The sequence below is a fragment of the Hansschlegelia sp. KR7-227 genome, assembly GCF_049446035.1.
Taxonomy (GTDB): Bacteria; Pseudomonadota; Alphaproteobacteria; order Rhizobiales; family Methylopilaceae; genus Methylopila.
This window is the reverse complement of record NZ_JBMSEA010000001.1, coordinates 2,513,796-2,539,220: the sequence shown is the minus strand read 5'-3', so window position 1 is coordinate 2,539,220 and position 25,425 is coordinate 2,513,796. Positions and strand designations below refer to the sequence as shown.

26 protein-coding genes and 1 tRNA gene are annotated in these 25,425 nt (G+C 64.6%); 18 read left to right on the top strand and 9 right to left on the bottom strand.

Features of this window, described 5'->3' with window-relative positions; genetic code table 11:
- Positions 1-5 precede the first annotated feature (5 nt).
- Together ACO2RJ_RS11945 and ACO2RJ_RS11940 are read left to right on the top strand one after the other, a co-directional pair.
- Complete coding sequence (locus ACO2RJ_RS11945; RefSeq protein ID WP_423268224.1) at positions 6-995, top strand: Ldh family oxidoreductase; 990 nt, start codon at positions 6-8, stop codon at positions 993-995.
- 98 nt (positions 996-1,093) lie between these two features.
- A complete protein-coding gene (locus ACO2RJ_RS11940) occupies positions 1,094-2,281 on the top strand; it encodes a 2OG-Fe(II) oxygenase family protein (RefSeq protein WP_423268223.1) in 1,188 nt (395 codons plus the stop codon).
- Positions 2,282-2,335: 54 nt separating this feature from the next.
- On the opposite strand, the gene rnhA is transcribed toward ACO2RJ_RS11940, so the two are convergent.
- Positions 2,336-2,821, bottom strand: coding sequence for a ribonuclease HI (gene rnhA, locus ACO2RJ_RS11935; RefSeq protein WP_423268222.1), 486 nt, complete (start codon positions 2,819-2,821; stop codon positions 2,336-2,338).
- On the bottom strand, positions 2,818-3,786 hold the full coding sequence (gene thrB / locus ACO2RJ_RS11930) for a homoserine kinase (protein WP_423268221.1): 969 nt from the start codon (positions 3,784-3,786) through the stop codon (positions 2,818-2,820). The genes rnhA and thrB overlap by 4 nt, the downstream gene beginning before the upstream one ends.
- A gap of 181 nt (positions 3,787-3,967) precedes the next feature.
- Here thrB and ACO2RJ_RS11925 point away from each other — a divergent pair, with 181 nt between their 5' ends.
- Together ACO2RJ_RS11925 and ACO2RJ_RS11920 are read left to right on the top strand one after the other, a co-directional pair.
- The gene (locus ACO2RJ_RS11925) at positions 3,968-4,192 is read left to right on the top strand and encodes an antitoxin MazE family protein (RefSeq protein ID WP_423268220.1); all 225 of its coding nucleotides are present in this window, start codon (positions 3,968-3,970) and stop codon (positions 4,190-4,192) included.
- Entirely contained in the window at positions 4,189-4,512 is a 324-nt protein-coding gene (locus ACO2RJ_RS11920; RefSeq protein WP_423268219.1) for a type II toxin-antitoxin system PemK/MazF family toxin, read from the top strand. The genes ACO2RJ_RS11925 and ACO2RJ_RS11920 overlap by 4 nt, the downstream gene beginning before the upstream one ends.
- A gap of 41 nt (positions 4,513-4,553) precedes the next feature.
- Here ACO2RJ_RS11920 and ispH read toward each other — a convergent pair whose 3' ends face one another.
- A complete protein-coding gene (gene ispH / locus ACO2RJ_RS11915) occupies positions 4,554-5,525 on the bottom strand; it encodes a 4-hydroxy-3-methylbut-2-enyl diphosphate reductase (protein WP_423268218.1) in 972 nt (323 codons plus the stop codon).
- 166 nt (positions 5,526-5,691) lie between these two features.
- Here ispH and ACO2RJ_RS11910 point away from each other — a divergent pair, with 166 nt between their 5' ends.
- A complete protein-coding gene (locus ACO2RJ_RS11910; protein ID WP_423268217.1) occupies positions 5,692-6,342 on the top strand; it encodes a hypothetical protein in 651 nt (216 codons plus the stop codon).
- 9 nt (positions 6,343-6,351) lie between these two features.
- On the opposite strand, the gene ACO2RJ_RS11905 is transcribed toward ACO2RJ_RS11910, so the two are convergent.
- Positions 6,352-7,656 carry an MFS transporter gene (locus ACO2RJ_RS11905; protein WP_423268216.1) on the bottom strand — a complete coding sequence of 435 codons (1,305 nt, stop codon included), beginning with the start codon at positions 7,654-7,656 and terminating at the stop codon, positions 6,352-6,354.
- A gap of 353 nt (positions 7,657-8,009) precedes the next feature.
- Between ACO2RJ_RS11905 and ACO2RJ_RS11900 the strand changes: the two genes are divergently transcribed.
- A tRNA-Met gene (locus ACO2RJ_RS11900) sits at positions 8,010-8,086 on the top strand.
- Here the strand turns inward: ACO2RJ_RS11900 and ACO2RJ_RS11895 are convergent.
- A complete protein-coding gene (locus ACO2RJ_RS11895; protein ID WP_423268970.1) occupies positions 8,043-9,638 on the bottom strand; it encodes a recombinase family protein in 1,596 nt (531 codons plus the stop codon). The genes ACO2RJ_RS11900 and ACO2RJ_RS11895 overlap by 44 nt on opposite strands.
- Before the next feature lie 212 nt (positions 9,639-9,850).
- Between ACO2RJ_RS11895 and ACO2RJ_RS11890 the strand changes: the two genes are divergently transcribed.
- Both ACO2RJ_RS11890 and ACO2RJ_RS11885 read left to right on the top strand, forming a co-directional pair.
- The gene (locus ACO2RJ_RS11890) at positions 9,851-10,084 is read left to right on the top strand and encodes a hypothetical protein (protein ID WP_423268215.1); all 234 of its coding nucleotides are present in this window, start codon (positions 9,851-9,853) and stop codon (positions 10,082-10,084) included.
- Between the two features lie 137 nt (positions 10,085-10,221).
- Positions 10,222-10,803 (top strand): hypothetical protein, encoded by a 582-nt coding sequence (locus ACO2RJ_RS11885; protein ID WP_423268214.1) that lies wholly within the window; start codon positions 10,222-10,224, stop codon positions 10,801-10,803.
- Between the two features lie 603 nt (positions 10,804-11,406).
- On the opposite strand, the gene ACO2RJ_RS11880 is transcribed toward ACO2RJ_RS11885, so the two are convergent.
- On the bottom strand, positions 11,407-12,933 hold the full coding sequence (locus ACO2RJ_RS11880) for an AAA family ATPase (RefSeq protein ID WP_423268213.1): 1,527 nt from the start codon (positions 12,931-12,933) through the stop codon (positions 11,407-11,409).
- Between the two features lie 189 nt (positions 12,934-13,122).
- Here ACO2RJ_RS11880 and ACO2RJ_RS11875 point away from each other — a divergent pair, with 189 nt between their 5' ends.
- From ACO2RJ_RS11875 to ACO2RJ_RS11865, 3 genes are all read left to right on the top strand, one after another.
- Complete coding sequence (locus ACO2RJ_RS11875) at positions 13,123-14,115, top strand: IS1 family transposase (protein WP_423268969.1); 993 nt, start codon at positions 13,123-13,125, stop codon at positions 14,113-14,115.
- Positions 14,116-14,726: 611 nt separating this feature from the next.
- Positions 14,727-14,885: a hypothetical protein gene (locus ACO2RJ_RS11870; RefSeq protein ID WP_423268212.1), complete on the top strand. Its 159-nt coding sequence runs from the start codon at positions 14,727-14,729 to the stop codon at positions 14,883-14,885.
- 547 nt (positions 14,886-15,432) lie between these two features.
- Positions 15,433-15,756, top strand: a complete 324-nt coding sequence (locus tag ACO2RJ_RS11865; protein ID WP_423268211.1) for a DMT family transporter — start codon at positions 15,433-15,435, stop codon at positions 15,754-15,756.
- 177 nt (positions 15,757-15,933) lie between these two features.
- On the opposite strand, the gene ACO2RJ_RS11860 is transcribed toward ACO2RJ_RS11865, so the two are convergent.
- The 3 genes from ACO2RJ_RS11860 to ACO2RJ_RS11850 are packed head-to-tail and all read right to left on the bottom strand — an operon-like array spanning position 15,934 to position 17,983.
- Positions 15,934-16,374, bottom strand: a complete 441-nt coding sequence (locus tag ACO2RJ_RS11860) for a carboxymuconolactone decarboxylase family protein (protein ID WP_423268210.1) — start codon at positions 16,372-16,374, stop codon at positions 15,934-15,936.
- Between the two features lie 11 nt (positions 16,375-16,385).
- Positions 16,386-16,817 carry a cupin domain-containing protein gene (locus ACO2RJ_RS11855; RefSeq protein ID WP_423268209.1) on the bottom strand — a complete coding sequence of 144 codons (432 nt, stop codon included), beginning with the start codon at positions 16,815-16,817 and terminating at the stop codon, positions 16,386-16,388.
- A 14-nt stretch (positions 16,818-16,831) separates the two neighbouring features.
- A complete protein-coding gene (locus ACO2RJ_RS11850; RefSeq protein WP_423268208.1) occupies positions 16,832-17,983 on the bottom strand; it encodes an alpha/beta hydrolase family protein in 1,152 nt (383 codons plus the stop codon).
- 247 nt (positions 17,984-18,230) lie between these two features.
- On the opposite strand from ACO2RJ_RS11850, the gene ACO2RJ_RS11845 reads away from it, so the two are divergent.
- The 7 genes from ACO2RJ_RS11845 (at position 18,231) to ACO2RJ_RS11815 (ending at position 24,999) form a co-directional block, all read left to right on the top strand.
- Positions 18,231-18,704, top strand: a complete 474-nt coding sequence (locus ACO2RJ_RS11845) for a GNAT family N-acetyltransferase (RefSeq protein ID WP_423268207.1) — start codon at positions 18,231-18,233, stop codon at positions 18,702-18,704.
- A complete protein-coding gene (locus tag ACO2RJ_RS11840) occupies positions 18,701-19,318 on the top strand; it encodes an FMN-dependent NADH-azoreductase (protein WP_423268206.1) in 618 nt (205 codons plus the stop codon). The genes ACO2RJ_RS11845 and ACO2RJ_RS11840 overlap by 4 nt, the downstream gene beginning before the upstream one ends.
- 94 nt (positions 19,319-19,412) lie before the next feature.
- The gene (locus ACO2RJ_RS11835; protein ID WP_423268205.1) at positions 19,413-20,720 is read left to right on the top strand and encodes an FAD-dependent oxidoreductase; all 1,308 of its coding nucleotides are present in this window, start codon (positions 19,413-19,415) and stop codon (positions 20,718-20,720) included.
- Between the two features lie 268 nt (positions 20,721-20,988).
- Positions 20,989-21,729 carry an NAD-dependent epimerase/dehydratase family protein gene (locus ACO2RJ_RS11830; protein WP_423268204.1) on the top strand — a complete coding sequence of 247 codons (741 nt, stop codon included), beginning with the start codon at positions 20,989-20,991 and terminating at the stop codon, positions 21,727-21,729.
- A gap of 3 nt (positions 21,730-21,732) precedes the next feature.
- Entirely contained in the window at positions 21,733-23,151 is a 1,419-nt protein-coding gene (locus tag ACO2RJ_RS11825; protein WP_423268203.1) for a PLP-dependent aminotransferase family protein, read from the top strand.
- Between the two features lie 188 nt (positions 23,152-23,339).
- Entirely contained in the window at positions 23,340-23,783 is a 444-nt protein-coding gene (locus ACO2RJ_RS11820; RefSeq protein ID WP_423268202.1) for an MEKHLA domain-containing protein, read from the top strand.
- Between the two features lie 289 nt (positions 23,784-24,072).
- Positions 24,073-24,999, top strand: a complete 927-nt coding sequence (locus ACO2RJ_RS11815; RefSeq protein ID WP_423268201.1) for an NAD(P)-dependent oxidoreductase — start codon at positions 24,073-24,075, stop codon at positions 24,997-24,999.
- The last annotated feature ends 426 nt before the right edge of the window (positions 25,000-25,425 follow it).

Sequence of the window (25,425 nt, the reverse complement as noted above, 5' to 3'; positions counted from 1 at the left end):
GCCTTATGCCGAAGCTCTCTCTCGACGAGGCGCGCGATCTCGTCGCCGGCGCCCTGGTCCGCAACGGGGCCAGCGCCGCCAACGCCGCAAGCGTCGCTCGGGCTTTGGTGGGAGCCGAGGCGGACGGGCTGAAGGGGCACGGCCTGTCGCGCGTGCCGACCTATTGCGGACAGCTGCGCGCCAAGAAGGTCGTCGGCGACGCCGCTCCGTCGGTCGAGCGCCCGCGGCCGGGCGCGCTGCTGATCGACGCCGCCCATGGCTTCGCCTATCCCGCGCTGGACGCCGCCGTCACGGCGCTGCCGGCCGTCGCCCGGGAGGTCGGGATCGCCGCGGCCTCGATCCGGCGCTCCCACCATTGCGGCGCGGCGGGCCAGCCCGTCGAGGCGCTGGCCGAGGCCGGGCTGGTCGCGCTGCTGTTCGCCAACACCCCGGCGGCCATGGCGCCCTGGGGCGGCTCGACGCCGGTGTTCGGCACCGATCCGATCGCCTTCGCCTGTCCGCTGCCTGGCAAGCCGCCGATCGTGGTGGACCTGTCTTTGTCGAAGGTCGCGCGCGGCAACATTCTGGCCGCCAAGCAGCGCGGCGAGACCATTCCGGACGGCTGGGCGTTCGACGCCGAAGGCCGCCCCACGACCGATCCCGCGGCGGCGCTGAAGGGCACGATGGCGCCGATGGGGGACGCCAAGGGCGTCGCTCTCGCGCTCATGGTGGAGCTGCTCGCGGCGGGACTGACCGGATCGCGCTACGCGTCCGAGGCGTCGTCCTTTCTCGACGACGAGGGCGGCCCTCCGGGCGTCGGCCAGCTCATCATCGCGCTCGATCCGGCGGCCTTCTCGGCGAACGGTCCGGAGCGCTTCGCGGCGCTCGCGGAAGCGATCGAGGCGCAGGACGGGGCGCGTCTGCCGGGCGCGCGCCGCGTGGCGGTCCGTAGGGCGGCGGCGCAGAACGGCCTCGACGTGACCGACGCCACGCTGCGCCAGATCGCCGAAGCCTGAGGCCAAGCCGGGCGAATCCGTAAGCACAACCACGGACTTTTCCCTCGGCGCGAAGCGGGGCATGCTGCAACGGTCCAACCGTGGCCCCCGGTGATGCGATGTCCGAGCCTCGACCCTACGTGCATCTCGCCCGTGGCGATCCCGCTCCCTGGTTCATCCAGAGGGCGACGGGCAATCCGCGCTACGCCTTCGACACCGCCGCCGGCCGCTACATCGTGCTGTGCTTCTATGTGTCGTCGTCCGAGCCGGCCTCGCGCGCCACGCTCGAGGCGGCTTGCGAAGGCCCGGCCCGGCGGCTGTTCGACGACGAGCGCGTCTGCTTCTTCGGCGTGAGCCTCGACCCGCGGGACGAAGCGGAGGGCCGCGTGAAGGCGATGATGCCGGGTGTCCGCCATTTCTTCGACCATGACGGATCGGTCGGCCGGCTCTACGGATCGATCCCGCGCGACGCCACGACCGACGAGGGGCCGCTGGAGGCGCGGCGTTTCTGGCTGATCCTCGACCCCACCCTTCGAGTGCTCGCGAACATTCCCTTCGCGGCGGACGGCTCCGACCGGCGGCGCGTGTTCGACCTGCTCGCCGGCCTGCCCGACCCGCGCCGCTTCTGGGGCATGGAGCTTCAGGCGCCGATCCTGTTCCTGCCGAACGTCTTCGAGCCGGAGCTCTGCCGGCGCCTGGTCGACGCCTATGAGGCCGACGGCGGCAAGGAATCCGGGTTCATGCGCCAGATCGACGGCAAGACCGTCGCGGTGCACGACCACAGCCACAAGCGGCGCCGGGATTTCGAGATCAACGACGACGAGCTCAAGCGCCAGCTCCAGAGTCGCATCCACCGCCGGGTCGCGCCGGAGATCATGAAGGCGCACCAGTTCAAGGTGACGCGGATGGAGCGCTACATCGTCGGCTGCTACACCGCCGAGGACGGCGGCCATTTCCGGGCGCATCGCGACAACACGACCTCCGGCACGGCCCATCGGCGCTTCGCGGTGTCGATCAACCTGAACTCGGAGTTCGAGGGCGGCGAGGTGAGCTTTCCGGAGTTCGGCCCGCGCAGCTTCAAGCCGCCGGCAGGCGGGGCGGTCGTGTTCTCCTGCTCCTTCCTGCACGCGGTCTCGAAGGTGACGTCGGGCCGGCGCTACGCTTTCCTGCCGTTTCTCTACGACGAGGCGGCCGCCCGCATCCGCGAGCAGAACGCGGCGACGCTCGCCGAAGGCAGCGGCTACAAGGCGAACCCGACGCCGGCGCCGGCGTCCGCCCCGGCCCCGGCCGGGGCTCCGGCCGAATAGGATTCACCGCCGCTCGGGCGGTCGCGTAGCCGGGGGAGGGCGTCCGGCGGGCGGCTACTTTCCGGCCGCGGCCTTCACGGCCATGCGCGCCAATTCGTCCGCCCGCTCGTTCTCGGGGTGCCCGGCGTGGCCCTTGACCCAGCGCCATTCGACGCGGTGGCGCTTGACGGCGGCGTCAAGGCGCTCCCACAGGTCCTGGTTCTTGACCTGCTTCTTATCGGCGGTCTTCCAACCGTTGCGCTTCCAGCCGGCGAGCCACTTCATCACGCCGTCGCGCAGGTACTGGCTGTCGGTGTGGACCACGACAACGCAAGGGCGCTTCAGCGTCTCGAGCGCGGAGATCGCGGCCATCAGCTCCATGCGGTTGTTGGTGGTGGGCGCCTCGCTGCCCGACAGCTCCTTCTCGACCGCGCCGAAGCGCAGGATGGCGCCCCAGCCGCCGGGGCCGGGATTTCCTGAACAGGCGCCGTCGGTGAAGATCTCGACCGCGTCAGGGGTCGTCGGCGCGCCCTCGGGAGCCGTGAGGGGGACGTCGCTCACGTCGGCCACCCGAAGGCGGAGGCGTCGGCCGCGCGCTGATGGAAGCGCAGGCGGCGGAGATATTCGAGCGGATCGAGCTTCTTGACGAGCGCGCCGGGCGGCGTGTCGAGCCAGTCGACCAGCCGCGTCAGCAGGAAGCGGATCGCCGCGCCGCGCGCGAGCGTCGGCAGCGCCGCGATCTCGGCCGGGCTGAGCGGGCGCTCGGCGTCGTAGGAGGTCAGCAGCGCGCGCCCCTTCGTGACGTTGAACGCTCCGTCCGGTTCGAAGCACCAGGCGTTCAGGCAGATCGCGACGTCATAGGTGAAGGCGTCGTCGCAGGCGAAGTAGAAGTCGATCAGCCCCGACAGCCGGCCGCCGAGAAAGAACACGTTGTTCGGAAACAGGTCGGCGTGGATCACGCCCTGCGGCAGGTCGAGCGTCGCGAAGGCCGCCTCGAGATGGTCGAGCTCGGCGGCGATCTCGGCGTCAAGGTCCGCCCCGAGGGCGGCGCTGCGGCCACGCGCGCTCTCCGCCAGCGGCCGCCAGCCCGCCACCCCGAGCGCGTTCGGCCGGCGCAGCGCGAAACCCTTGCCCGCCTCGTGCAGCCGCGCCAGCGCGGCGCCGAGCTCCCCGCAATGCTCCGGCGTCGGACGACGCACCGACACGCCGTCGAGGAAGGTGACGAGCGCCGCGGGCCGGCCGCAGAGCTCTCCGAGCGTCCGGCCGCCGCGATCCGGCACCGGCTGCGGGCAGGTCAGCCCCCTCGATGAGAGATGCTCGAGCAGCCCGAGGAAGAACGGCAGGTCGTCGCGCTTCACCCGCTTCTCGTAGAGGGTGAGGATGAAGCGCGCTTTGGTGGTCGCGAGCAGGTAGTTGGAGTTCTCGACGCCTTCCGCGATGCCCTTGAACGAGACGACCTCGCCGATGTCGTAGCCGCCCACGAAGGCCGCGAGCTCGTCGTCGTTGACTTCGGTGTAGACGGCCATTCGGGAAGAGATCCAGCGGACGGTGTGAGGCTGCGGCCGTCCTAAGCGGCGGCGGCGGCCGGCGCAATGGGGCGAAGGCGCCGCGACGGATGACGTCTCCGTCCACAGGCGCGCCCGAGCGCGACTTGACTCCGTCATGGCGACCGTTACATGTAACGGTGTCGAGCGAAGGCGGGAGATCATGGCGACGTCGGTTGGAGGCAGGGTGCGGAAGCGTCGCGAGGCCTTGAAGGCCGCTGGTTTGCGCCCCGTCCAGATCTGGGTGCCGGACGTGCGAAGGCCGGGCTTCGCCGACGAGTGTCGCCGTCAGTCTCTGACCGTCGCGGCCGCCGACGCGTCCGATCGGGACCTGACGGATTTCCTGGACGCCGCGCTTCGCGATCTTGACGACGCCGCCGCGACATGAGGCGGGGCGATCTCGTGACGGTCGCGATGTCGGGCGATTTTGGAAAGCCGCGCCCGGCCGTCGTGATCCAGTCCGACCAGTTCGACGCGACGGCGACGGTCACGCTGCTGCTGCTGTCGAGCTCGCTGGTCGACGCGCCGTTGATCCGGCTGACGGTCCAGCCCAGCCCCGAGAACGGCCTCCTGAAGCCGTCACAGATCATGGTGGACAAGGCGATGTCGGTGAGGCGGGACAAGATCGGCGAACCGTTCGGAAGGCTCGACGGCGCGGCCATGGTCGCCGTCAATCGCTCGCTCGCCGTTTTCTTGGGCATCGCCTGACCGGCCGACATCTGACGTCCGGTTGCCGGACGCGCCGTCCGTCACGCCGCCGGCGGTCGCAGCTCCCGGGGCAGGGGGAAGAACACGCTCTCATCGGCCGTCGACACCATCTCGACCGTGACGGCGTAGCGCGCGGAGAAGGCGTCGACGATCTCCTCGACCAGCACTTCCGGCGCCGAGGCGCCGGCGGTCACGCCGAGCGTGGACAGTCCGGTGAACTCCGACCAGTCGATGTCGGTCGCGCGCGCGACCAGCCGCGAGACGGGGCAGCCCGCCCGCTCCGCGACCTCGCGTAGCCGCTGCGAGTTCGACGAGTTCTCCGCCCCCACCACGATCAGCGCGTCGCACTCGGGCGCGACCCGCTTGACCGCCTCCTGCCGGTTGGTGGTGGCGTAGCAGATGTCCTCCTTGTGCGGCCCGTAGACGGCCGGGAAGCGCCGCCGAATGGCGGCCACCACGCCAGCCGTGTCGTCGACCGACAGCGTGGTCTGCGTGACGTAAGCGAGGTCGCGGTCCGGGGGCAGGCTGAGGCGCGCAACGTCGGCCTCCGTCTCGATCAGCGTCACTGCGCCGTCCGGAAGCTGTCCCATGGTGCCGACCACCTCCGGGTGGCCGGCGTGCCCGATCAGCAGCACCAGCCGACCGCGCTTGTGATGGATTTCGGCCTCGCGGTGCACCTTGGTGACCAGCGGGCAGGTGGCGTCGATCGCGAGCAGGTTGCGCGCGCGCGCCGCTTCCGGCACCGATTTCGGCACGCCATGGGCGGAGAACACCACCGGGGCGTCGCCGTCCGGCGCCTCGTCGAGCTCCTCGATGAACACTGCGCCCTTGGCGCGCAGCGCGTCCACGACGAAGCGGTTGTGCACGATCTCGTGGCGGACATAGACCGGCGGCCCGAAGCGCTTCAGCGCCGCCTCCACGATGTCGATCGCCCGCACCACGCCGGCGCAGAAGCCGCGCGGCGCGCAGAGCAGGATCTTCAGGGGGGGCTTGATCGTCGGCGTTTCGGTCATGTCGGCGTCACACGGGCGGGCCATTGCGAAGGCCCCTTGGGCGCGCCCGCAGATGGGACGGGGAGGAAAGGGGTGTCAAGCCGCCGCCGCCTTTCCAAGCCGAGGAGCGGCTTGCTATAACGACGCCGCCGCGGTCAGGCCGCGGCCGGTATCGGGGATCATGCGTATGCGTCGGGTTCTGACCGCTTTCACCGCCCTGCGACGCGGCCTTGGCGTGGCCGCCGCGGCAGGCGCGCTCGCCGCCTGCAGCACGGTCGGCGGAGACCAGGGGGGCGCCCAGGCGCCGGCGCAGCAGGACAGCCTCGCCACCAAGCTTTTGATGGGCAACGCCAACCCGCCGCCTGCGGCGCCGCCCGTCGACCTTGCGATCAAGCGCGAATGTCCGCCCGTCGACATCCTCGACGGCACCGCGTCCTATCCCGTTTATGACAGCGCGGGCTCGACCGACCCGTTTTCGCTGCGCTACCAGGCGACCATCGCGCAGACCGCGCGCGAGTGCTCCAATCTCGGCGTCGAGGCCGGCATCCGGGTCGGGGTCGTCGGCCGCGTCGTGATCGGGCCGAAGGGCGCGCCCGGAATCTTCCGCCTGCCGCTTCGCGTGGCCGTGCTCGACGAGCGCGACCAGCCGCAATATTCGCAGAACTTTACGGTCGAGGCGACGGTGCCGGCAGGGCAGGGCCAGGCGCGCTTCACCCAGATCATCGACAACATCGTCGTGCCGATTCCGGAGAACCGGTTCCGCGGCTGGCGCATCGTGGTCGGCTACGACCCGAAGGGCGCCGCGCCCGACGCGCGCGCCGCGCGCAAGCGCGGGTGACGGTCGGGCTCAGCCCCGCGGCAGGCGCGCGACCAGCAGCAGCGACAGCGCCGTGAGCGCGCCCATCGCCGAGAGATACCAGCCGACCGCGGCCAGGCCGTGGGCGTGGGCGAGATAGGTCGCGACGTAGGGCGCAGGCGACGCGCCGAGAATGCCGGCGAGGTTGAAGGTCATCGACGCGCCGGTGTAGCGCACCTCCGCCGGAAACAGCTCCGCCAGCGCCGCCCCGAGCGGCCCGTAGGTCAGGCCCATGAGGCCGAGGCCGAGCCCCAGGAACAGGGTGACCGAGGCGAGGTCGCCGCCCACCAACAACGGTTCGAACAGGAAGCCGAACGCGACCACGCCCAGCGCGGCCAAGATCAGCGTCCGTTCGCGGCCGAACCGGTCGGCGGCGATCGCCGACAGCGGAATGGCGAGGCCGAGGAACACGACGCCGACCATCTGTGCCGGCAGGAAGGCGCTGCGGGCGTAGCCGAGGGCGCTCGTGCCCCAGCTCAGCGCGAACACCGTCATGAGGTAGAAGATGGTGAAGGTCGCCATCGCGCCGAGCGTGCCGAGGGCGAGCGCGCCGGCGTGCGACATGATCACCGACGCGATCGGGACCCGCACCCGCTCATGCTTCTCCAGCACGGCGCGGAAGGCCGGCGTCTCGGTGATCGTCAGGCGGACGTAGAGCCCGACCGCGACCAGCGCCGCGCTCGCGACGAAGGGGATGCGCCAGCCCCAGGCGAAGAACTGCTCGTCGGACAGGGCGTAGGTCAGGATGAGAAAGCTCGCCGTCGAGCACAGGAAGCCGATCGGCGCGCCGAGCTGCGGGAACATGCCGTACCAGGCGCGCTTGCCGGGAGGCGCGTTCTCGGTCGCGAGCAGCACCGCGCCGCCCCATTCGCCCCCGAGCCCGATTCCCTGGCCGAGACGGAACAGGCAGAGCAGGGCGGGCGCGACGACGCCGACCGACGCGTAGCTCGGCAGCAGGCCGATCGCGACCGTCGACAGGCCCATCGTCATCAGCGCCGCGACCAGCGTCGCCTTGCGGCCGACGCGATCGCCGAAATGGCCGAACAGGGCGGCGCCCACCGGCCGGGCGAAGAATGCGATCGCGAAGGTGGCGAGCGACTGCAGCGAGGCCGTGCTGGGGTCGGCTCCGGGGAAGAACAGCGTCGGGAACACCAGCACCGCGGCGGTGGCGTAGATGTAGAAATCGTAGAACTCGATCGTCGTGCCGATGAGGCTCGCGAACAGAATGCGGCCGGGCGACGCGGCGGGCGGCTCGCTTATGGCGGAGGCGGAGGCGGCGAGATCAGGCGACGACACGATCGATGATTTCCGAGGGGGGCCGGCTGCGGCGATTAGCCGATAAGCCGGCGCCGGCGCAACCGGCGCCGCGGGCGGCCGCCGCCGAGGTCGAAGCCCGATGTTCGCGGCGGGCTGGGGCGACGCCTAGGCGCAAGGCCTTGAGGATCGTCGTCGTTCCGCGCCGCCACGCCGCCGCCCGTCCGGCCCCGCTCCCGCCCCGGCCCACGGAGCCCGACGCGCCGGCCGGCGCTGGCCAGCTCTCCCCAATCTCGCCGAAGGGCGCCGCAGGCGGCTCGCCGCGCTTGACTTGCCGAACCCCGCTTTCTTATATCCGCGCGCGCCGCGCCGCCTCCGACATCGGCCGCGCCCGGGGCGGAGTAGCTCAGCTGGTTAGAGCAGCGGAATCATAATCCGCGTGTCGGGGGTTCGAGTCCCTCCTCCGCTACCACCTCATTAGCCGAACTGTCCGCTCCTAACAGGCCCGACAGTTTTCCTTGAATTTCCACGGTGTATTCCTCTCTTGCCTGCCTCGGCTGGACAATGACGCCCGCCACTAGACGGTGGAACGGACCGGTGAGCGAGGCGTCGGCAACGGGGTTGTGGATGAGCGTTCTGGAGAGCTGGTCTAAGTCTTCTAGACACCGGGCCGCGGCGACGGGTATAAAGTTGACTAGCGACTCCGGCTGGTCCGCGGCGATGATTTCAGCCGCAAACCGATCCCTTTCGGCGTGCAGCGGCGCGAGCCGCGCGGCCCCGTCAGCCTTCTCGAGTGTGCCGTCCACCAGCAAGTCGCCGATCCGCCGGATCTTCGTCATCACCTCCGCGAGAGAGCGCTCCGTTGTGGCTCTTCCTCGCCTGGCCTCGGCCTCGCGATCACGCCGTTCCGAGCAGTACGTGGCGACGTATTCGTTTATGAGGTCCGGGTCCGAGAGGTGGATACGCACCGCGTCGACGACCATCCGCTCGATGCGCTCGACGTAATACCGGCTGGAGTTTGCGCAGCTACGGGACTCGCGATACGTGCTACAGGCGATCCGAGGGCCGCTCTTGTCGTGACCGACTAACCCCATGCCTCCGCCGCAGCAGCCGCACTTCAGTCGGCCTGAAAGCACGCGTCGCGCCTTGGCCTGGCGACGCCCGGCCTCTCCGCTGGTCGCCTCCTTGCGGCGCTGTACGGCCTCGAAAAGTTCCTGGTCGACAATCCGAAGATGCTCGGCGTCAGCCCGATGGTATTGCGCTGCGTCGTTCGTGCGGGACACGCGCCGGCCAGTTGCGGGGTCCTTCACCATGCGAACGCGGTTCCAGACCAATTGACCAGCATAGACCGGGTTGCGGAGGATGCCGTGACCGCGCGTCCTGCTGCCGTTGATCGTGGAGGCGTTCCATGACTTGCCGCGGGGCGGAGGCACGCCTTCCTTGTTAAGAGCGGCCGCAATTGTTCTGGGCGATACGCCGCCAGCGTACGTCTCGAATATCCGTTGAACGACGGCAGCCTGCTCGAGGACAATCTCAAGCTCGCCCGGCCGACCCGCCATGGGAAGGTAGCCGTAGGCCCGGCCGCCCGCGTGGCGACCGCTTTTGATCACCCCCGTCATGCCACGCCGGACTTTCCGGGCTCCCTCTTCGCGCTGGTACTGGCCGATCATGCCGTGCAGACCGACCTGGAGCGTGTCGAGTTGGCCCCCGTTCACGCAGTCAATCGAGATTCCCTGAAACTCGAGCTGTCGATGTATCGTCGGCAGGTCCGCCATCGAACGCGAGATGCGGTCGGCAGCTTCCGACACGAGGACGTCGATGCCGCCACGCGCGGCGAGCTCCATGAGGTTCGCCAGCCCCGGCCGGCCGAACACGGATGCCCCGGATTGAGCACGATCGTGGAACGTCGCCACGACCGTGTGGCCCTGCTTTCGCGCGTACGCCCGGCATAGGTCGAGCTGGTCTTCGACGGACCGGTCGTTCTGGAGATCCGTGGAGAACCGGGCGTAGATTGCCGCGCGCATCAGGATCTCATCCGATCGTTGTCGTTCGCTGGGGTCGGCATCGCATCAAACTTGGCCCTCCTAACGGCCAAGGCTCGCATCAGCTCCCTCAAGGCCCGCTGGGTTTCCGAGCCCGGGTATATCGCTGGCGCGATCGGCTCCCATCCGCTTGGGGTCGGGGAGATTTTAATAGCGGTCATTGGACGCATCGCACGTCTCCGATTGCGGCGCTCATGCGTCGCCGGTTCGAGTTGGATTCCGTCATCGCTTTTCGTCGCCGCGAGCTTCAGCTTCGCCGTGTGGATGAATCCTCCCATTTCGGGCATCGCGACTTTGATCGCATGTTAAAGGCCAATCAGGTTCTCGGTTCGGCCGGCGTGATCCATCATGAATGCGGGTGCGAGCAGCTGTTCTTCCGCCTTTCTCAACCACTGGCCGCCTTCCGCGAGGTGCCAGGCGGTAGCTGACGAGAGGATCTGGATGCTGTGCTGAGGGTCACGATGGCTGCTCCTATGCCGATCGGTATTTCATATAATGCGCAATATCCAAATTAAGCAAGCGGTTAAATGTGTCGGGCGCAAAATAAACATGATATGAGGCTCGCATGGGCAATCTGAGCGAGAGCGCTTTCGTGGCTACTCCTAAGCAGCTTGTCGCGGCGGTGTCAGAGCAGACAGGCGTCGCTGGAGGGACCGTAATCCTCCATGACCGGAATCTGATGAACGCTGGCCTCCGGAGCGCCGGTCAACGTGGACGAGGCAAATCTGTCGTCACTTTCGAGGACGCAGCCAACCTCCTCATAGCGGTTGCCGGTAGTCGAACTGTGAAAGACAGCGCGGCTGTGGTCAGGGACTTCTCAGGGTTGCTGGCGGATGCGCCTCTGATTTCCGGAGACGGTGGGGAGGGTACGAGAGGAACATCGTTCGGCGATGCGCTGGCAGCGCTCTTAGAGGCGCTTCCGGCCAATCGCCAAGCTTACGACAACCCTGAGAATAGCTACGTCGAAGTCCGCCTATACGGGCCGAGGCCTTCTGCGGCGATTGAATGGAAGTATCGTGATCGGATCATAAAGGTTGAATATCGCAGCCGCAGTGAGGGGGCCGCTCACCCATTTAACGACCTGGAGTTTATCTCAAAGTTTACTCAAGTCACTATCGGGCACGTCGGTGAGCTTGTATCCTCGTGAACATCACTGCCGGCGTTGAGTTGATTGCCGAGAACGCTGATGGCACCGCTGTCGGCTCGGACGCCGTCTCGTACGGCCGAGCCGGCGCTATTGGCCCAAGCTGAACGTTCGCTGTCCACCAAGAGCTGTGGACTGTAGTGGGTCAGTTTGAAATCGAGCCGGATTGACGGGCGTGGAAGCCGGCCGCGGGCATGCCATATTGAGGGAATGGAAAACGATATCTGCGAAATGAGGGTTCGTGAGGGTGATTGGTCGATTATCCATGTCGATCAAGCCCTAGGTTTGAACCCCGACTATCTGAAGCGCTGCCCCGAGTGTCATGGACAGGTCCATGCGCACAAGGAGGGTACCACCGGTCAGCGAGCCCACTTTGAGCACGCCCAAGCTCATGACGGTTGCTCGCTCAAGCCGCGCACATTTTCGGGCCACAAGTCCAGACACCCGCACGCGATATCATGACCACCAAGACCCCCAAGCGCCCACGCGACGCCAACCAGCTCGCGAAGGCGATCGTCGATATTGCGACCGGCGACGCCGAGGATGTGCGGCCGTCATCGTCTGATCGAGGTCGCGCAGGAGGTCTGAAGGGCGGCGTTGCGCGATCTAACGCCCTCGATCCGCAAACGCGTCGATCGATCGCTCAAATAGCGGCAGCCGCACGGTGGGCGAAGAAACCGTAGTAGGCTGCGCCAAAAGAAGGTCTGCGATTGTCTGCACTATAGGCTTTGCTACTTCGCTATTTAAGACGCCGGACGCCCATTCGGCGCACATAGCCTGCCATAGCGTCTCTCCAGGTAGAGTAAGTCGGCTAGCTGCGTCATTTACCCAGTCGTGATGGTTGCTAAGGGCCATAGATCTAATACAGGCATCTGCAACTTCAGCATAAGCCCTACCAATTCTTTGGCTTAGCTTGCCCCATGCAAATCTTTGTAGATCTCCAAAAACAACAGGCTCTGGCGCGTCTCCACCCGGCAACAGAGAACAGCCGGGCGCCTCGCTTTGATCACCGTCGAGAAATACGTGAGACGGTCGGGGGAACCGACCCTGGGATACCATAATTCCTAAAGTTCGCCCCACGCTCGCCATGCCAAAAGGCACCATTGAGCATCTTTCAATAAGGCCTCTGGAATGAGCAACGACGATCTCCCGCAACATTGTTTGAGATCGCTGGTCCTCAACGTAAATCTCACATTCCGGGTGGGGGTACTCATCCATTCTCGTCATAGCAAACTCTGGACTTACGCCCGTCATTATATGGCGGCCAGATTGACCCTGCATAAGATATACGCGCGCTTCCATCGGCAATTCAGCGAGTATGTATGGTGAATGTGTAGTCACCAAAATCTGCATGTCCCTTTCGCGGCACAGTTCCGCTAAATCCCGTATCAATCGCCTCTGGGCGCGCGGATGAAGTGATGTTTCGATTTCGTCTATTAGCAGCAAACTGTTTTTATCCGGATCGACCTTCAGCAGATCGGCAATTGTCATCTGCCCAGCGCCAGAGTGGTAGCCAGAATAAGTTTGGTCTCCATCGGTGAACACAGGGACAAAACGCTTTTCGTCTGCGTCGGTAAGCACCATACGAGTGCCGCTAAAAGTTCGGCCCATAATCTGGCTCATTCGAGCCAACCTTGCATTATCGAACGACGAAGTCTCAGTTTCACAAGTCGCATCTTTAGCAAGCTTAGAATAACCTGTCCTTGCGACAATGGGCTGAATTCGTCTCAGATCAATATAGTCTACTTTGCGCTTTGGGCGCTCTGGGTTGCCGCGCCAACGCTCTCCAGGTTTCCTGATCGTGCTTGTTTTAGAAGCATCTCCTTCACGGATAGCAAATCCGATTTCACCGTTTTTGACATCTTCCCAAATTGTCTTTGGCAAGAAATCAGAAGCAAACCAACCTTTTTCTGCATCATCCATTGGCTGGTAAATTGATGCTGCGCACTGGAGAATAGTGCTTTTGCCCGATCCGTTTTCACCAACGATGGCGACGATTGGGAAATTAAAAGGGATGCGCTGACCAGCCCATCCGCGAATGCCGTTGATCTCGATCCAGTCGAGCTTCTTTGGCCATCCGGTGTTCTGCTGCCACCTAGCCTGGAGGCGTCGCATCTCTCGGCTGTTGCTCAACTCGGTTCTCCGGTGTCGTGCGCTCCGGCTAAAGCCGGCACTGGGTCGCCATCGTAACCGTGAGATTGCGCTTATTTCTGAACTATGTCCAATTTAATGACCACATACCCCGGCAGCGACCCCCGTGTCACTGCCGCGAAATGGCCGTTATGCTTGACGAATGGGCTGGTCGCGTTCGATATCAGCGGTATGAACAAACTCTCTTCCGCTGATCGCGCGCGCATCCTCCACCTTCTTTGCGAAGGCACGTCCATCCGCGCAATCACGCGGCTGACGGGCGCCAGCAAGAACACCGTCGCCAAGCTGCTGGTTGATGCCGGTAAGGCGTGTGCCGCCTACCATGACGAGCACGTTCGCGGGCTGACCTCGAAGCGCATCCAGGTCGACGAGATTTGGTCGTTCATCTACGCCAAGCAGAAGAACGTCGCCGCCGCTACGGCCGCCCCTGAGGCCGCTGGTGACGTATGGACGTGGACCGCGATCGACGCCGATACGAAGCTGATAGCGTCCTACCTCGTGGGTGGCCGCGACAGCGAATACGCCATGTGGTTCATGGACGATCTGGCGTTGCGTCTCGCTAACCGCGTGCAGCTCACTTCAGATGGCCACAAGGCTTATCTTGACGCGGTCGAGGGCGCGTTCGGCGCTGTCGTCGACTATGCCATGCTGTTGAAGCTCTACGGCACGGCTCCTGAGGCCGCCAAGGGCCGCTACAGCCCAGCGGATTGCATCGGTACCCGCAAGATCCGGATCGAAGGAAGCCCCGACAAGGCACACGTCAGCACGTCCTACGCCGAGCGCGCCAACCTCACGATGCGCATGCATATGCGACGCTTCACGCGCCTCACGAACGCCTTCTCCAAGAAGGTTGAGAATTACGCTTACGCGGTTGCGCTTCACATAATGTATTACAACTTCGTCCGCATCCATCGGTCGCTTAAGGTGACACCCGCGATGGCGGCGAGCGTGTCGGATCGGCTTTGGGAGATCGGCGACATTGTGAAGCTGGTCGGGCGGCGGATGCTCAGCCGAAGAGGCGTGGGCCGTACAAGAAGCGGGAGCAATTACCGTGAAGGTGCCAGCCCATACCAAACCAGACGAGAGATGGGTGTGAGATTATGGCTGACTACGCGGCCCCAGAGCTACTGGCCGGTAATCTCATCACTGCGGACAATCTCGTGAAGGCGCGAGAAATTATTCAGCAAGAGGCTCACCTGCTTCTCATCTCGAACGTGTACCCGGCCGGCGATCTAAATTCAAACTGACCCACTACCCTGTGGACGCGACGCTGGCTTCATGCGGAGACCCCCAACTTTTGAATTGAGATTTTGCGCGCATTAGACCCACCCCGGTCCCAGTGCTGAGGTGGGCGACTTTCGAGCCACCCTTGGGGGTGTCACCGGCCCCGCCTCCAAACAGTTGCTGCTTGACCGCGCACACACGAGCCACTCGGCCGTGGGACCCTCTTTTCGGTGGTGAGCCTTTCAGGCTCAACCTGAAGGTCACGGTTCAAATCCTGTCACCATAACAAAAATAAGTCCGTTGGATCAGGCTCTTAGGCGAAGTCCAGCGGACTTTTTGCTGTTTTACAATCCATTCCGCACCAGGCGGAAAATTACCTCGCATTATCGAACAGGTCGCTGCGTTCCGGCGTCGTTCCCATCCGTTCACGGTGTTCCGTGGCCCATGAAAGGCACATGCCGGGGCCGGTTTTGTCTGCCCGTTTGCCGCCTCGCATGGCACAATGCGCCTCTCTCCTGACGACCCATCCCCCCGGCCCTGGAAGGAAGCTCATGACGCCGAAGGAATATCGCGAGGCTAAGGCCGAATTCGGCCTGTCGCTCGCAGGGGCCAGCAAGTTCTTCCAAACCGACGAGCGCACCACGCCCGATGGGCGGCCGACGACAGCGGCAAGGTGGTCCCGCGTGCCGTCGCCATCACGCTCCGCCTGATACTTCGATACGGACTGAAGCCTGAGGACGCGCTCGCCCTCCTGATGGAATGAAGCCGAGCCAAGGTAAGGTCCCGCTCTTGTTGCCTCGTGCCCGTCCGAGGCAGCGACGCCAAACCCCGACGGCGGCAGCGCCTAATCGCCCGGGCCTCCTGCCGGATTGCCCATATGTGGTTTGGCTTCAACAGAGCTTTAGGACCGATCAGACGACCAGAATTCCAAGGCTTTCGCGGTGAGCGGAACAAGTCGGGCTGGCGCATGGCCACCTCCCTGAGGCAGCCCCTCCAGCCCAATCTACGCCTCGTTCTTCCGCGACGCGCCAGAAGCAGGCATTGCTGCCACTTCATCAAACGGACGTCCAAGCGTCATTTAAAACAGGCCGAGCTTCTTAGACGCCTGCGCCGAGCCGCGTCGGCTGCTCACGAATTAGACATAGGCGATTGAAAATTAGGCATAAGGCCACAGGTGTTTTGGCGTGAGGCCACGCCCTCTGCCCAGTTGGGGAATACATGTCCGGGACGGCCCGGCGACCATTGGAGTATGTGGTCTTGGCTTGGCTGTATCTCTTGACCGCTGGCGTTCTCGAAGTCGTGTGGGCCTACGCCCTGAAGCAGTCGGATGGCTTCACAAAGTTTGGGCCGTCCGTCGTAACGCTGACGACCGCAATCGCGAGCTTCGTTCTCCTGTCTCTGGCCATGAAGTCCCTGCCGCTCGGCACCGCTTATGTGATCTGGACGGGGATTGGGGCGGTGGGCGCATTCGTAATCGGAGTGATCGTCCTCGGCGAGCACATGAGCGCCGTTCGCGTGGCAGCGGCTGTTCTGATCGTTTGCGGCCTAGTGATGATGAAGCTCTCGACTTCAGACGCTTAAGGTCGCCCCCCTAGGCACGCCGCGGGGGGCAAAAACGTTCATTCGGTGAGCAGGATGTGATGGATCTGAAGCCTCTTGAGCGTGAGCCCTATCCATAATCCCGCTGTCTAGGGTCCGCTCCCCCTAGCGCGTACAATTGAGGCCTGCGGAGATGATCTCGCGGGCCGCCTGTTGGACTTATTGAGGCGAGCGCCTGAAGCCGATCGCGATGCGGTTGAAGGCGTTCATCAAGCCGATCGCGATCGTCAGGTCCACCACCTCCTTCTCGTCGAACACGGCTGACACTGCTTTGAAGTCCTCGTCAGGGATCGCCGTCTCCGCGACTCGGGTGACGGTCTCAGCCCAGCGCAGGGCGGCACGCTCGCGATCCTCAAAGACACGACCGGCTTCGCGCCAGACCTGAACCAACGTCAGCTTCCTAGGCGTGACGCCATTGCTGATCAGGGCGCGGGTGTGGAGATCGAGACAGTAGGCGCAACCATTGATCTGCGAGATCCGCAGGAACACGAGTTCGACGAGCACGTCGCCGAGATCGCACTGCCTGATGTACGCATAGACGCCGCCAAGAGCCTTGTACCCGTCTGGCGCGACCTTCCTGTAGTCGATGCGAGCGCTCACGACTTGCGTCCTCACTTGTCAGGAATGGTGAGCTTCGTCTCGCCTGTGTCGACGACGAAAACGGCGAGCAGCTTGGCGGGTTTGGTCGCGCTGGCGTTTCGGCCAGCGAGATGATGGGCGCCGGGCGCTTCGAAGAAGCTCTCGCCAGCGCGGTAGAAGCGCGCTGGCTCGCCCGCGATCTGGCTGAGGATGATTCCGGAAACGACGTATCCGTAGATGAAGGCAGACTTGGCATGACGGTGCGCGAGGGAAGCGCCGCTCGGCGGGTAAACCACCTCGACTGCGACGAGCGACTTTCCCGGAACGTTCGGTATCGCTTGCGAGAAGTTTGGGATGACGGTCTCTCGCGTCGAGGCGTGATTGACCTCGGGGTCCTTCGCGAGCGCGACATTTGCCGACATCACGATCACGAAGAACGAGATCAGAAGCTGATTGATCTTCATGTCGCTTGTCGCCCTTACTTGTTTTTGTGGCTGTCGAGCCACGCGATAACGTCCGTCGCGGCGCCGCCGTCCTTGCCCTCGGCGAGCACCGAATAGTGATCCTTGCCCGGATAGACTCGGAACTCTGCGGATGTTCCGGCGGCTTGCGCGTTACGGACAGCCTGCCTAGTCACTGCGATCTTGATTGAAGGATCGTGGTCTCCCTGCAGCAGTAGCATCGGTCCAGGGGTGCGCCCACGCGGCACACTCTGGGCGTCCAGTAGCGGCTGCAGCTTCAGCGCCGCCTCCGGCGTCTGGGGCGTGAACTCGAAGTCGTTGAGCCTGTCGCCGAGGTTTGCGGAGAAGTCCTCCCAGATCCTCAGGGTGCACTCGTTCGCGGTTTCCGGGAGCATCCTCAGCGCTTCGGCACCGAGATAGTCCTGGTAGCGCATGCTGGGATTCACGGTCTTCAGGCCCTGGAGGGCCAGCAGGTAGAAGCCCCGGTCCACTGGACCGGGCGATCCATAGCTGTAGGCCGCGCCGACATTCGTCACCGGGGCCAGACCGACAGTGCCGCGGAAATCGAGACTTTTGCCCCAGGTTTCGGCCATCTCGCCCGCGGCGATGGCTGCCTGCCCGCCTTGCGAATGCCCGACGGCAAACCAAGACCTCGACAGCGTCGCATCGTCATGGATCGCCGCGCGCACCGCGTCGATCATCCCGCGCGCTTCGCTGTCAGCGATGATGTAGGGGTGCTCTCCCGGGACACCGAGGCCCTCATAGTCGGTAGCCACCACCGCGTACCCGCCCTTGAGCAACGCGGCGACGAAGCCGGCGTAGCCGTACAGGTCGATCTTTCCGGAGCGGTTCGGCAGCGACGACGGCGCGCACTTGTCGTTCACCCCGGATGAACCGTGTCCCCAAGCGACGACTGGCCAGCCGCTGCTTGGCGGCGTGCCCTTCGGGGTAAGCACGACGCCGGAAACAAGAATGGAATGGCCGTTCAGCGCCTGGGAGCGATACGTCATCACGTCGGCGCGGTTGGCTACGGATGACAACGTCAGATCAAGGTCGGCGATCGGCGTTGCCGAAACAAGTTCGCCGACGTCGTTGACATTGACAGGCCCAGCCATCGTAGGCGCTGCAAAAGCAACAAACGCAAGGCCAATGAATAGCGAATGTTTCATCTTTGAGATGTCTCCTTTCCCGAAAGGTGAACTGGGCGCCCCCTGATCCGATAGAACCAAAATTGGACCGTTACGCTGGACCATCGGCGGCCATCGCTTTGAAGGCGCGAAATCAATCACGGCAGGAGGACTGACCTCGTCGCGCCCCCATTCCGGTTTGGCCCATCCGAGGTGAGCGTTCCTGGTTCTGCATCAACCAGGGCGCAGTCGTTACCTTTTCACGGACTACAAACACCGTGAGGAGCCAATGGCAGAGCAATCCGACGCAGTCACCTTGTCGAACGGGATCGTACTCCGCCCCGTGCACGGCCCGGACAAGCTGGCAGCCTGCTTTCCTGTGATTTCCCTGCTGCGACCGCGTCTCAAGAACGTGCAGGAGTGGATCGACCGGGCGTCCGAGATGGCGACAGAGGGCTATCGAGTCCTCGCGGCGTGGCAGGGCGACCGGGTCGTCGCGCTCGCTGGATACAGGGTCACCGAGAACCTGATCCACGACCGCTTTCTCTATGTCGACGACCTCGTGACCGCCGAGGACGCCAGGGGGAAAGGCCTCGGCGCGGCGCTGCTAAAGGAGCTCTCTACGATCGGCGTCGACGAGTATTGCGGGCGCCTCGTGCTCGATACCGCCGCGACCAACGAGAACGCGCGCCGCTTCTACAAGCGCGAGGGCCTGAATGATGCCGTCATAGGCTTCGTGAAGCAGCTGGAGCGTGCGGCGTGAACATTCTTCATATCGACTGCAGCCCGCGTCCGGACTCCCACAGCCGCCAACTGTCAGCGGCGATCGTTCAGAGATTGCTCTCGCTTCTGCCCGACGCCGAGATCAGCCGACGGGACCTGGGCTTTGATCCGCTTCCGCATCACGGTTCCGACTACGCAGCAGCGCTGTCGTCGGCGGCGGCGATGAGCACGGCTTCCCCCACGGCGATCGAGCTGTCTGAAACGGTGATCCGTGAGGTCGAGGCAGCAAACGCGATCGTTATCGGCACGCCGATGAACAACTTCACTGTTCCGTCCGTCTTGAAGGCGTGGATCGATGAGCTGCTTCGAGTCGGTCGTACGATCCTGCCGACGCCGGATGGGAAAGTGGGCATGCTGAGCGACCGCCCGGTCTTCATCGGCGTCGCCTCGGGAGGCGTTTTCGCCGGCGAGCGAGCCAACCAGCCGGATTTCCTCACGCCTTATCTCTCGGCCGCGCTCGGCTGCATCGGGCTGAAGACCCTGCAGTTCCTGCCTGTTCAGGCCACTGCCTTTCTCGATCCAAAGTCTATCGAGGCGGCGCGGCAGGCGACGCTGGCCGATCTCGACCATAGCGCGGTCGACCTGCTGCGCTGACCACCGAAGAGCCGCCCTTGCGCTCCGGACAACCAAAGGTCCCAGCGGGGTGCGGGGTCTGACGCCGCTCGCCATTGGCTGAAGAGCCGCAGCGGTGGCGAAACCATTTCCTGAAAACAAGCACGGGACAGCAGAAATGTCGGAGCGACGTGTTGATATCGTCGGCGGCGGGCTCGCTGGCTTGCTGGCGGCAATCGAGCTGTCGACGCACGGCGTTCAGGCCACCGTTCTTGAAGCGGCGAGTGAGTTCGGCGGCCGGGCCCGTACACGTGACGTCAAGGGCTTCCTCTTCAATCGCGGGCCGCACGCGCTTTATCGCGAAGGCGCGCTAAGGCGGCAGCTCGACAGGTTCGACATTCCGTATACTGGCGGACCCGCGCTCTCTGGCACGAGGCAAGCGATCAGCGGCGGCCGACTTCATCATCTTCCGAGCACACCGGGTTCTATCGTCAAGACGTCGCTTTTCGGCTTCACAGACAAGATTTCCTACGCGCGCATTTTCAAGAAGGTCATGGGCGGAGCGACCGGCGCAGGGTCTTTTGCTCAGTGGCTCGGCGAACAGCGCATTTCGCCAGCCGTTCGCACCGCTGTCGAAGCGATGGGCCGGCTCTCGAGCTACGCCAACGGATCGGCCGACGTGTCGGCCAAAGCGCTCCTCGACCAGATCCGCCTAACAACCGGCGGCACGATCTATGTCGACGGCGGATGGGCTAATCTGGTGGATGGCTTGAGCAAGACTGCGCGCCATCGTGTGGCCGAGCTAAACGACAGAGCTCCGGTCGCCAGGGTGAGCTGTGTCGCGGGACGGCCTGAAATCGTTATGGGCGATGGGGCGGTCAGAACCCCTGATGCCGTTATCATGGCGGTTGGACCGCAGGAGGCGGCGGAGCTCGCGCCGGATGTCCCTTCGCTGCTGAGCGAAGCGCGCGAAGTGCACGCCGTTCGCGCCAATACTCTCGATCTCGGATTGCGACGCCTGCCGCCGAACGCGCGCGACTTCGCCTTGGGCATCGATGCTCCCTTCTACCTTTCTGTACATTCGGGATCAGCCAATCTGACGCCGGCGGGCGGCGCGTTGGTCCACGTCGTCAAATATCTGCCTATCGGCGAGCCGCCGGCGAAGTACCTCGTTGAAGAACTCGAAGGGGTGGCCGACCTGGTGATGCCGGGCTGGCGCGAGGAAGAAGTTACGCGCCAGACGCTTCGCGGCATGGTGGTGTCCCATGGCCTGCCCCGGTGGGACCGCCCCCGCGCCAGCGTCGAGATTATCGACGCTCCGGGACTGTTTCTCGCCGGCGATTGGGTCGGCGACGTGGGCATGGTCGGAGACGCAGCGGCCGCAAGCGCCATCCAGGCTGCGCAATGCGCCCGTTACTGGGTGTCCCTCCCGAAAGCGCTATGAGCACCCGGCAGCGCCATCTGCCCAACCGTGTCGATCCACCCAGCCCGTAGACCACGATTGCGAGCTGACCGGGGCCGAGGCATTGGGCCACCCGATGGCGCGCGACGCCGCGGACCGCTGGATCAACCAAGTACGTCATGTGGTTCTTGGTACAGTCACAATGGATGAACTCGAACCTCATCCGGCCGGCCCCCGCTGCCTAGTCTTTCAATGCGGCTGATCAGGCGCCAAACCGGGTTCGGCACGCCGCGACTCAGCGGAGTGAAAGATGACGACGAAATTATTCCTGGCCGGTGCGACTGGGGTAGTCGGCCGTTCTCTAATCCCGTTTCTCCTCGAGGCGGGCCACAAGGTGACCGGCACGACCCGCACCGCCAATGGCAAGGCCAAATTGGAGGCCGTGGGCGTAACGGTGACCGTGGTCGATGTCTTTGACGCCCGCGCTCTCGAAGCGGCGGTTGAACTCGCCTCGCCGGACGTCCTCATTCACCAGCTTACGGATCTGTCGGGCGGTCTCGATCCTCATTCTCCCAATGAGGGCCTGAAACGAAATGCTCGCCTCCGTCGCGAGGGAACGGCGAACCTTGTTCGGGCCGCCACGCGGTCAGGCGTCAAGCGGGTCATCGCCCAAAGCATCGGATGGGCTTACGCCTCCCGAAGCGGGCCATATGTCGAAACCGACCCGCTCGATATCGCGGCGACGGGCGCGCGCGCCATTTCAGTCCTCGACGGCGTGATCCCGCTGGAGAGTGCGGTTCTCGATCAAAATGCGTTCGAGGGTCTCATCCTTCGCTACGGCCAGCTGTACGGTCCAGGCACCTGGTCGGATGAACCGAGCGGCGCCTCGCCGGTCCATGTTGAGGCCGCGGCCTACGCCGCATTCCTCGCCGTGGATCACGGCCGACCGGGCGTCTACAACATCGCCGAGCCCGGTGGGGCGCTGGCGGTCGACAAGGCGTGGAACGAGCTCGGCTGGCGGCCCGGAGTTCGCGTTCCCGAGCGGGCATAAGGCATGACGGCAGCATCGCCTTGGAAGACGAAGGACCTGACGCTTGACCGCGTCGGTTCCACTACGCTGGTCGACCAGATCGCGAGCCACATCGAAGGTGCGATCTCGGAAGGCGCCCTTCCTCCGGGCGCTCGGCTACCCTCTTGGAGAGACCTCGCCGGCCAGCTCGGCGTCGCCCGGGGCACCATACGAGCCACCTATGAGAAACTTATGGATCGAGGCCTCCTGGTCACGGCAGGCTCGGCGGGCACCCGCGTCGCGGGCAGTCTGCCACCCACAGTGGCGCCCGATCCAAGGGATCCAGAAGCGCTTTTGCCGCAGGATTTCCACTACCGCGCAACACACGCTCTGGTCTTTCAGATGGGTGTCCCTGCGCACGACGCATTTCCTGCGACGCTTTGGGCGCGTCTCCATCGCCAGGCGGTTCAGGCTACGTCCCTTCGCACCGGCTATGGAGATCCGCGTGGCCTCCACGAGCTGCGATCCGCGATCGCCTCGCACGTCGCTGTCGCCAGGGGCATTGAATGCTCGCCGGAGCAGGTCATCGTCACCGCCGGTTTTCGCGGGGGGCTAGGCATCGCGTTGCGCGCCATCGGCGCCGCGGGAAAGCAAGCGTGGGTCGAGGATCCCGGTTATCCAGTCGCGCGCTTCGCTCTCGAAATATCTGGGGTGCATGCGGTCGCCGTGCCTGTCGACAAGGACGGCATCGTCGTCGAACGCGGCTGCGAGCTGGCTCCGGCGGCAGCCCTGGCGGTCGTCACTCCGGGACAGCAGGCGCCTAGCGGCGTCGCCCTCGGCGAACACCGACGAGCGGAGCTCATTCGCTGGGCGAATTCTTGCGGAGCATGGATCATCGAGGATGATTACCTCGCCGAACTTCATCTCGGCGGTCGGTCGCCGAACGCGTTGGCCGCGGGGCCTGGTTCGGAACGCGTGATCCACGTCGGCACGTTCAGCAAGACGATCGCGCCGATGGTCGGGATCGGCTTCGTCATCGCGCCGTTGCCTCTCGCTCGCCGATTGATCGATGTAGCCACTTGGCTTAGCGCCCCGCCGAACGTCGCCTCGCAGCTCGCGCTCGCAAGCTTTCTTCGGGATGGCCACTACCTGCGCCATCTGAGACGCATGCGGCTGCTCTACGGCGAACGGCGGCGCTTGCTTGTAGAAACGTTAAGGAGGCTTGGCGTCGATAAGGCCGTGCCGGCCGGCCTTTCGGTCCTCCTGCCTCTCCCTGCCGGTTTCGACGACCAGCGCCTCGCGCTCGAAGCGCGCGCCGTCAATCTCGGGCCCGCTCCGCTGTCACCGTGGTTCGCGGCGGCGACGCGGTCGGGCGCGGGCTTGCTTCTGGCGGTTGCGAACGTGCTCGAACGCAGCATCGATCATGACTGCCAGCGCTTGCTCACGATGATCGAGGCGTCTTGAGCCTCCTCACCGCCGCCGTGCAGCAGACATTTCGTGTAGGGCAATAAGCGTTTCGATCCGCCGCATCAGACTCGCAGCCCGCTCGGATGGTGCTGTCCGCCGCCGTCAACGCGATCAGGCGAGACGCCGCTTCATAGCTACGACCGGGCACCACCGCCGGTCGGCCGAGGCATCGATGGAGATCACAAATGGCTAGCCTCGCCTACAACGCCGACTTCTATAGAACCCTGTCAGAGAGCTTTCGACGGTTGGTCGGCCGTCCGATCTCGCATGACCAGCGCGATGCGCGCTGGCTCTATGATGACGCGCCTTTCGCCGTTCTGGCGCATCACGGAGATGATCCGCAGTTCATCTATGCAAACCGTTCAGCTCAGCGTTGCTTCGAGTACGGCTGGGACGAAATCGTAGGCATGCGGTCCAGTCTGTCCGCGGAAGTCTCCGAAAGATCTAAGCGCGCGGCCCTCCTTGCCGCTGTCGCCCGGGACGGCTACGCCGCCGACTATGAGGGCATCAGGGTTTCGAAGTCCGGCCGCCGATTCTGGATTGAGGGCGGAATAATCTGGAACTTGGTCGAAGCTGATGGCATCCGAGCCGGCCAAGCGGCGCTTTTCACCTCGTGGCGCGACGCCTGACCTGCGCCTGGCCGCTAAAAGCCCCCATGCCCGACCGGGCGTGAGCTCGGCGATGTTGGCGCCTGGGATTCGGTTTGCGCACTGCGATCGCGTGGTCCATCGAGAAAGCCCGTTCTTGGTTCTGTGACCCGATCGCCGACAGCTTCATCCTCGACTTTCGAGTTCACTTGCTCATCGGTTGAGGACTCTGCGGGACGTTTGCGTCCCCCCGCGTCCGCAGATCCTCTAGACGGCGGCCGCCCTGCCTTCCCCGCCTAGGCGGCCGCCGTTATATTCTCTGGACTAGAAAATGACAGCCGCGATCGAAAGCTCCGCCCTGCCATTGGTGGCAGTGGCGCAACCCGAGTTGACGCCGGTCCTGGAGCCCCTGCGCGATCACTTCCGGCTGGTGGAACTGGATGCGCTGTCGCAGGACGAGCGGCGCTTGGCGCGGGCGATCGTCGTGGTGGGCGACCAGGAGTTCGGGCAAAGTCAGGCCAAAGCCTTCCCTAACCTACAGTTCGTCGCGTGTTTCACAGTAGGCTGCGAAGGGATCGACGTCGACTGGTTGACCGCCCAAGGCATCGCCTTCCGGAGCGATCCCGGTTCCAACGCCGAAGACGTTGCAGACCTAGTGATCGCTGCGGTCCTGATGTTCCATCGACGCATTCTCGAAGGCGATACCATCACCCGCCAGGGCCGATGGCGACCGGACCGCAAGCTCGTGTCACGCAGCGCCAGCGAACTGAAAATCGGCATCGTCGGTCTTGGCCGCATCGGAACGGCGGTTGCTCGGCGCGCAGAGATGATGCGCATGGCCGTCTCATGGTGGGGGCCTCGCTCCAAGCCAAAGGCGGAATGGCCCCGCGCCGGCAAACTGCTCGCGCTCGCCACCCAAAGTGATGCGCTGATTGTGGCCGCCCCATCTCCCGCGCCGGGAGCGCCGCCTCTGATCAATCAGGAAGTTCTCGAGGCCATCGGATCACGCGGAATGGTGGTCAACGTCGGCCGGGGGGCGCTCGTGGATGAAGACGCCGCGCGAGAATGCCTGAAGAGCGGGAAACTCGGCTTCGGCTATTTCGATGTCTTCGCCGAAGAACCCACCCCGCCAAGTTCCTGGGCTGACGTTCCGAACACCTTGTTGACCCCTCACATCGCTGGGGTGACCACCGCCTCTCTGAGAAAGATGAGAACGTGCTTATGCCACGACCTTGAGGCTTTCTTCAGCGCGAATTAGACGCCGGACTTCTATGCGTCCGTGCCGACTATGGCAGTAATTGATCCTTCGGGACGGTTCGGCATGTGAGCTCCGGGGTAGGTGCTGTTCTCCCGCGCCAATGCGTTCAGGGCGCCTCACAATTTGAGACGGATATTCCGTCTCGTCCCGCGCGCGACGATAACCAGCGTGCCGTCCGGCCGCTAACTTCGGCATGTCGTAGACGACCCAATCGGCGTACCCGACGGCCGAGATCGCCTTTGGTCCATTCGGAACCTCCGGTTTGGGTTCTGGCGCGGCCTTCCAGAAAGCAGAACAACGAAGCCTAGGCGTCGATCGCTTGATCGACCGCTCCGCCGCGGTCGCACCGTGGCGCTTCATCGCTGATTGGTTGGACGCGTGATCTTCGCGTTTTCGTCGCGACTGCTGATCCATCGAAGACCGCTT

Excerpts from the sequence above, each read along its gene's own strand:
- ACO2RJ_RS11925 (WP_423268220.1), top strand. The coding sequence starts at position 3,968 with ATGGCGACGTCGGTTGGAGGCAGGGTGCGGAAGCGTCGCGAGGCCTTG.
- ACO2RJ_RS11845 (WP_423268207.1), top strand. The coding sequence starts at position 18,231 with ATGGCAGAGCAATCCGACGCAGTCACCTTGTCGAACGGGATCGTACTC.
- ACO2RJ_RS11830 (WP_423268204.1), top strand. The coding sequence starts at position 20,989 with ATGACGACGAAATTATTCCTGGCCGGTGCGACTGGGGTAGTCGGCCGT.
- ACO2RJ_RS11885 (WP_423268214.1), top strand. The coding sequence starts at position 10,222 with ATGGGCAATCTGAGCGAGAGCGCTTTCGTGGCTACTCCTAAGCAGCTT.
- ACO2RJ_RS11940 (WP_423268223.1), top strand. The coding sequence starts at position 1,094 with ATGTCCGAGCCTCGACCCTACGTGCATCTCGCCCGTGGCGATCCCGCT.
- ACO2RJ_RS11875 (WP_423268969.1), top strand. The coding sequence starts at position 13,123 with ATGAACAAACTCTCTTCCGCTGATCGCGCGCGCATCCTCCACCTTCTT.
- ACO2RJ_RS11825 (WP_423268203.1), top strand. The coding sequence starts at position 21,733 with ATGACGGCAGCATCGCCTTGGAAGACGAAGGACCTGACGCTTGACCGC.
- ACO2RJ_RS11855 (WP_423268209.1), bottom strand. The coding sequence starts at position 16,817 with ATGAAGATCAATCAGCTTCTGATCTCGTTCTTCGTGATCGTGATGTCG.
- ACO2RJ_RS11920 (WP_423268219.1), top strand. The coding sequence starts at position 4,189 with ATGAGGCGGGGCGATCTCGTGACGGTCGCGATGTCGGGCGATTTTGGA.
- ACO2RJ_RS11850 (WP_423268208.1), bottom strand. The coding sequence starts at position 17,983 with ATGAAACATTCGCTATTCATTGGCCTTGCGTTTGTTGCTTTTGCAGCG.
- thrB (WP_423268221.1), bottom strand. The coding sequence starts at position 3,786 with ATGGCCGTCTACACCGAAGTCAACGACGACGAGCTCGCGGCCTTCGTG.
- ispH (WP_423268218.1), bottom strand. The coding sequence starts at position 5,525 with ATGACCGAAACGCCGACGATCAAGCCCCCCCTGAAGATCCTGCTCTGC.
- ACO2RJ_RS11895 (WP_423268970.1), bottom strand. The coding sequence starts at position 9,638 with ATGCGCGCGGCAATCTACGCCCGGTTCTCCACGGATCTCCAGAACGAC.
- ACO2RJ_RS11890 (WP_423268215.1), top strand. The coding sequence starts at position 9,851 with ATGCGTCGCCGGTTCGAGTTGGATTCCGTCATCGCTTTTCGTCGCCGC.
- ACO2RJ_RS11820 (WP_423268202.1), top strand. The coding sequence starts at position 23,340 with ATGGCTAGCCTCGCCTACAACGCCGACTTCTATAGAACCCTGTCAGAG.
- ACO2RJ_RS11910 (WP_423268217.1), top strand. The coding sequence starts at position 5,692 with ATGCGTCGGGTTCTGACCGCTTTCACCGCCCTGCGACGCGGCCTTGGC.
- ACO2RJ_RS11870 (WP_423268212.1), top strand. The coding sequence starts at position 14,727 with ATGACGCCGAAGGAATATCGCGAGGCTAAGGCCGAATTCGGCCTGTCG.
- ACO2RJ_RS11815 (WP_423268201.1), top strand. The coding sequence starts at position 24,073 with ATGACAGCCGCGATCGAAAGCTCCGCCCTGCCATTGGTGGCAGTGGCG.
- ACO2RJ_RS11945 (WP_423268224.1), top strand. The coding sequence starts at position 6 with ATGCCGAAGCTCTCTCTCGACGAGGCGCGCGATCTCGTCGCCGGCGCC.